Source organism: Desulfobacula sp. (assembly GCF_021107415.1).
On sequence record NZ_JAIOSW010000214.1, the window covers coordinates 1 to 6,118 of the forward strand.

1 protein-coding gene is annotated in these 6,118 nt (G+C 42.9%); it reads left to right on the forward strand.

Annotation, left to right across the window (positions count from 1 at the left end; genetic code table 11):
- A partial coding sequence (locus K8S13_RS11475) for a type I polyketide synthase (RefSeq protein WP_291462619.1) occupies nucleotides 1–6,118 on the forward strand: 6,118 nt, incomplete at both ends.

Here is a 6,118-nt window from a genome sequence, read left to right on the forward strand (position 1 = left end):
CTTTTTGCAGGCGGGATTCCTTCCCAGGTAGCAGAACTTGAAAAGGCAGGGACTAAAACCTATCTTCATACACCATCGGTATCCATGATGGAAAATGCCCTGAAAAACGGATGCAAACGGTTTATTTTTGAAGGCGGAGAAGCTGGTGGCCATGTGGGTACTCTTTCTTCCATGGTGCTGTGGGAGGATGCCATAGCCACTTTAATTAATAACAATTATGATCTGTCTGATTTATACCTGATATTTGCCGGTGGCATTTCCACCTGCTTTGCATCATTTTTTATTTCAGGCCTTGCATCCTTTCTTGCGGCTAAAGGGGCAAAAATCGGTATCCAGGTGGGAACAGCCTATCTTTTTGCCGATGAAATTGTGGCAACCAAGAGTATTAAGTCTCAATATCAGGAAATTATTATCCGGGAAAATGAGACCATGGTGATCGGCAAAAGTTTAGGACTGGCATCCAGAACCGCACCCACACAGTTTGCCAGAATGATGGTTGAAACTGAAGCTGCGATGATAAAAAATAAGGAAAGCCTTGAGAAAATAAAACGGGCCTTTGAAAAGAAAAATATCGGTTCGCTGCTCATCGGAGCAAAAGGATTCCTGCCGGATTTTAAAAATCCCGGACCGGATAATTATACCTGGTTTGAAGGTGAAGAGCACAAGGAAAAGGGCAATTTTCTTGTGGGGGACAGCCTGGCCTTTTTTGATCGATCCGTCACCATAAAAGAGATCCATGCTAAATATTTTGAGGCAAAATCAACACTTTACAAAAACATTAATTTTCTTGAAATATTTTCAAGCCCGAAAGGCAAAATTAATGATGAGATTGCCGTAATCGGTATCGGTTGTATTTTACCGGATGCTGATGATCCGGACAGCTTGTGGGAGAATATTTTAAATAAAAAATATTCCATCAGCCGGATGCCAGAGTCAAGATTTGATCACGATCTCTATTATGATCCTGACAAGAGTGCGGAAGATAAGACGTATACCACTCTTGCAGGGCACGTCGATCATTTCAAATTTGATATGGAACGGTTCGGATATGCTGAAAACAAGGAAAAAAGACTTTCCCGCAGTCAAAAAATGGTCTTGCAGACTGCATACAAGGCAGTTGAGAATGCAGGACTTCTCGGAGATGACAATCGTCTGATCAGTGATGACCCTTCAAGAACGGCCGTTATTATCGCCACCTGCCTTTCCAATGAGTTGGGAAATGATCTTCAGCTCAAGTACTGGTATCCGCAACTGGTATCCATGATGGAGAAAACAGATGAATATCAGAGCTTAAGTGATCCGGAAAAAGAAAGTGTCAAACAGGTGTTGATGGAAGGAATTGAAGGGGAAAACAAAGGATATGATCCTGTCCATGGTATGCTGTTGAACATTGAAGCTTCAAGGATTGCCCGACACATGGGTATCAGGGGTGCAAATTATGTTGTGGATGCTGCCTGCGCATCTTCGGTGACTGCACTTGACGCTGCAACAGGCGAACTTTTATCCGGTGAACACGATCAGGTCATTGTGGGTGGAGTAAATACTAATCTGACACCTGAAGCCTTTATCGGGTTTGCAAAAATGGGAACCTTGTCTGCTACGGGATCATTTCCGTTTGATGAGCGGGCTGACGGGTTCATTCTGGGAGAGGGCTCGGTTGTTTTTGTGTTAAAAAGAATGAAAGATGCCATAAGGGACAAGAACCGGATTTTTGGTGTCATCAATTCCATTGGCTCAAGTTCCGACGGCAAAGGAAAGGCCATTGCCGCACCAAATCCAACAGGGCAGGTGTTAAGCATTCAGCGGTGTTTTGAAAATATTAAGCCTTCTATCCAACCTGAAGATGTTGGATTTATTGAAGCCCACGGTACATCCACCACCATTGGTGATCAGGCAGAGCTTGAGACCTTAAATTTAATATATAAAAATGCCAATGTGGGGGTCAGTTCCATTAAGTCCCAGATTGGTCATCTTTTGGGATGTGCAGGTTCTGTCGGGCTCTTAAAAGCCTTGCTGGCTGTTAACAAGGGTGTCTTGCCTCCCAATGGGCAATTTGAAACCCTTGCAAAGAGCCATGATTTAAAAGGGTCTTCCCTTTATATTTTAAAAGAGCAAAAACAATGGACAACCAAAGACAGCACATCCAGAAAGGCCAGTATCTCTTCTTACGGGTTTGGGGGTATTAATTATCACATGGTGGTTGAGCAGATGACCGAGAACTACCATCAGGTTTCACGGGATATTTTTACCGACCCTGACTATGATTTTAATGATGATAGAATTGTGGTTGCAGGACTTGGGGTTTTCCTTCCGGGTGCAAAAAATACAGAGGAGTTCTGGGAAAAACTTGAATCGGGGAAAAAACAATTATCCCATATCCCGGCCGACCATTTTGACAATGAGGCTTATGCAAAGCTTGATAAAAATTCACATTACAGGCTTCCAAATGTAAACGTGGGTGTGGTCAAAGAGCATAAGTTCAATAATTTGAAATACAGAATGCCGCCCATGATGGTAAAATCCATTGAAAGGGGACAGATCTTCGGACTTGAGGCAGCCAGTGAGGCGCTTGAAAGCTCAGGCCTGCTGGAGCAATTGTCTGCTGGTAACAAAGTCGGTGTCATCCTTGGTACCATTTCAGGAGAGCGGCAGAGCAAAAATATTATCAGGGTTAGAAAACACTTTATCGCCAATATTATTAAAAATTGTTCCAAAATTGATTCTGAAAAACTTGCCAGACTTTCGGAACAACTTGTGGAATCCATCCGGAATGCAATTCCGGCGAACAATGAAGATACCACGCCCGGGCTTTTGTCCAACATTATCTCCGGCAGGATTACCAATTATTTCGGGTTGAACGGTGCCAATTACGTGATAGATGCATCCTGTGCATCTTCCTCCATCGCCATGAGAAATGCGGCCAGGAATTTAAAACACAAAGATCTTGATTTTGTCCTTGCCGGCGGGGTTGACTGCAACCTTTATCCGGCAGTCCTCATGGCCTTTAAACGCATCGGTTTGTTGTCGGAAGGGGATTGCAATTTTTATGATTCCAGGGCAGATGGATATGTCATGGGAGAGGGTGCCGCCATTCATGTGATGACCACCTATAAAAAAGCCTGCGAGTATAATATGGAGATTCTGGGCGAGATCAACGAAAGTTCTGTACGTTCAAGCGTGCCGGATCATCTGCTTTCCCCTTCGGAGCAGACCTTTGTCTCCACTATAAATGAAACATATTATAAAGCCGGGATCAGAAAGCAGGATATCAATCACTTAGACCTGTTTGCATTTTCCAATATTTTTGGTGATATGGTTGAAAAGCAGGTGATTGAAAAGTGTTTTGACCATGAAATGCATTGTGGAAACATCAAATCCCAGTTCGGGTATTTCAAAGCCGCCAACCCGGCTGTTGCCATGGCAAAGCTGATGCTCATGAACCGCAAGGGAAAAATTCTGCCGGACTTTAATTATAATCCCGAGCATTCTATTTTAAACGATTGTAAAATTTTAAAATCTGCCCGGCAGATAGTTGTCAAACCCAAAGGCCAGCCTTTTAGATTCGCCGCAAATGTCAACGGTATTGGCGGTAATCATTGCCATATGATTATGAGTACATTGCCGGCAGAGCTTGAAAGAGAACAACCGGCAGTGAACGTAGAATTCAAGGCAGCGGCAGGGGATGATATCGTATTAATAGACCATGCTTACTCTGCTGATAACAGGGGTAAAAAATTGAGAATGGTCGCACTTCTTTCCGGCCAGGGCGCCCAGAGAAGCCGCATGATGAAGGAATTGTTTGAAAAAGATGCCTACATCAGAAAGATAATGGAAAAAGGCGAAAAAATATTTGTTGAACAGCGGGGTTACTCTTTGCTGGAAATGATGTTTGGTACGGATGATGCCATTCACTCAACACAGAATACCCAACCCGCAGTTTTTCTTTCTTCTGCCGCTGTTTACAGCCGCCTGTCCCGTGAAGGATTTTCACCCGATTATTTTATCGGTCACAGTGTGGGTGAATACACGGCTCTTTTCTGTAGCGGCATGCTTTCCTTTGATGATGCCATGCGTCTGATCATTAAACGGTCGGATTTAATGTATGAAGCCACCTTAAAGGTTCCGGGTAAAATCATGGTGGTATTTAAAAATGAAAAAGAAACAAAACATCTGATCAGAAAATCATTTGTATCTCACGTTTATATTACCAATAAAAACAGTGAAAAACAGACGGCTGTTTCCGGTCAGGCCGAGGATATTGAAAAGTTCTGCGCCTTTTTGGCCCAGCAGGAGATTTTTTATAAAAAGTTGAATCTCACCGGGGCTTTTCATACGCCCCTGCTGAAAGATGCTTCCCAAAAATTAAGGGCATATCTGGATACCATAACTTTTAATGAGACCCCGTTTGGAAAAATTATTTCCAACACCACTGCAAGACCCTATCCTGAAATACGTGAAGAGGTCAAAGACCTGTTGGCAAGACAGATTATCTCACCGGTTGAATTTATTAAATCCATAGAAGATGTCTATATGTCCGGCAAAACTCATTTTATTGAGATCGGTCCGTCAAGGCTTCTGGTAAATCTTTTGAAAAATATCAATATCGGAGAGTACAGCACAGCCGTATCCGTTGATGCAAAGATCGGGGAAATCAAATCATTTGAAGAGTGCAGAAAATATCTCCTGGGCTGCAATGCAATTTTTGAGACAAAATCTGTCCCGGTAAATGGGTCTGAAATTATCCCCGGGAATAGAGAGGAGTTACCCAAAATAGAGATGTCTGAAGATTTTGAATCCTTTAAACAAAATAACCAGAAACTGATTGATCAGATCCTTTATAAGGAATATCAGCACCAGAAACGTCAATCTGCCATTGATGCCATTGAAAGATATGATTTTAATACTAATAAAATATTGATTTCAGGTGTTTCAGTGGGACTTCCGGGAAAAGCCAGACGTGTATTTGCAGCAGATAATTTAGATGCCATCCTGAATGGCGAAAATTTTATCGACTCCCAGACGGTGGAAGCACAGGAAAAAATTATTGATAAGAATGTGATCAAGCTTTACAAACAGCCGGACGGGAATGCCAGGTTTGTCCAGATTACCAAAACTGAAGATGTCATTCATCTGGCCGGCCAGCTGGGGTATTTTGACCTTACAGATGAATACGGCATAAAGACGCAGTACGATATCAGCATGGCTATTGCTATTGCTGCCGGAATTGAAGCGTTAAAAGATGCTGATATTCCTTTGGTGATGCAGTATAAAAAGGTGAAAGACGGGAAAAGTATGATTCCCGACGGGTTTGCTTTGCCCGAGGCAATGCAGGAAGAAACAGGGGTGATTGTTTCATCGATATTGCCCAATATTGAAACCTTTATTACGGAACTTGAAAAATATTATTATGAGAAACTGTTTCTCAAACCCTATGAAGAGTTTGAAAATATTTATTATTATCTCATGGAGAAAATAAAAGATCAGGATATTAAAGAACAGCTGACAGAATGGTTTTTCAAGGCAAAATCAAGAAAACGCTCAGAGTTTACTACCTACAAGTTTGACAGGAATTTTCTGGCCAATGCCACCCCCCTGGGAGCTGCCTACCTTGCCCAGATTATCAAAGCCAAAGGTCCCAATACGCATGTCAGTGCTGCCTGTGCGTCCACTACCCTTGCCATTGGTATTGCTGAAGACTGGATCAGGGTCGGTCGATGCAAGAGGGTTATTGTCATAGGCGGCGAAAATATGACCTCGCCAAATCAGGGCCCTTGGATAGAAGCTGGATTTTTGGCAGTGGGTGCCGCCACCATTAAGAAGAGAGTGTCAGAAGCTGCCAAACCCTTTGATGAAGATCGTAACGGTACCATCCTCGGAGCAGGTGCTGTCGGCCTTGTCATTGAAAGGGAAAGCTGTGCAAAGAAAAGAGGCATGAACGGTCAGTGCGAGATTCTGGGTACGCATATGGCCAACTCTGCTTATCATGCCTTTAATATTGATGTACCCCACATGGGCTCTGAGATGAAAAAATTTGTCAAAAAAGTTGAAAAACAAAATGGCATCAGGAAGGCAGACTATGCGGATAAGCTTCTTTTCATGTCCCATGAAACGTATACTC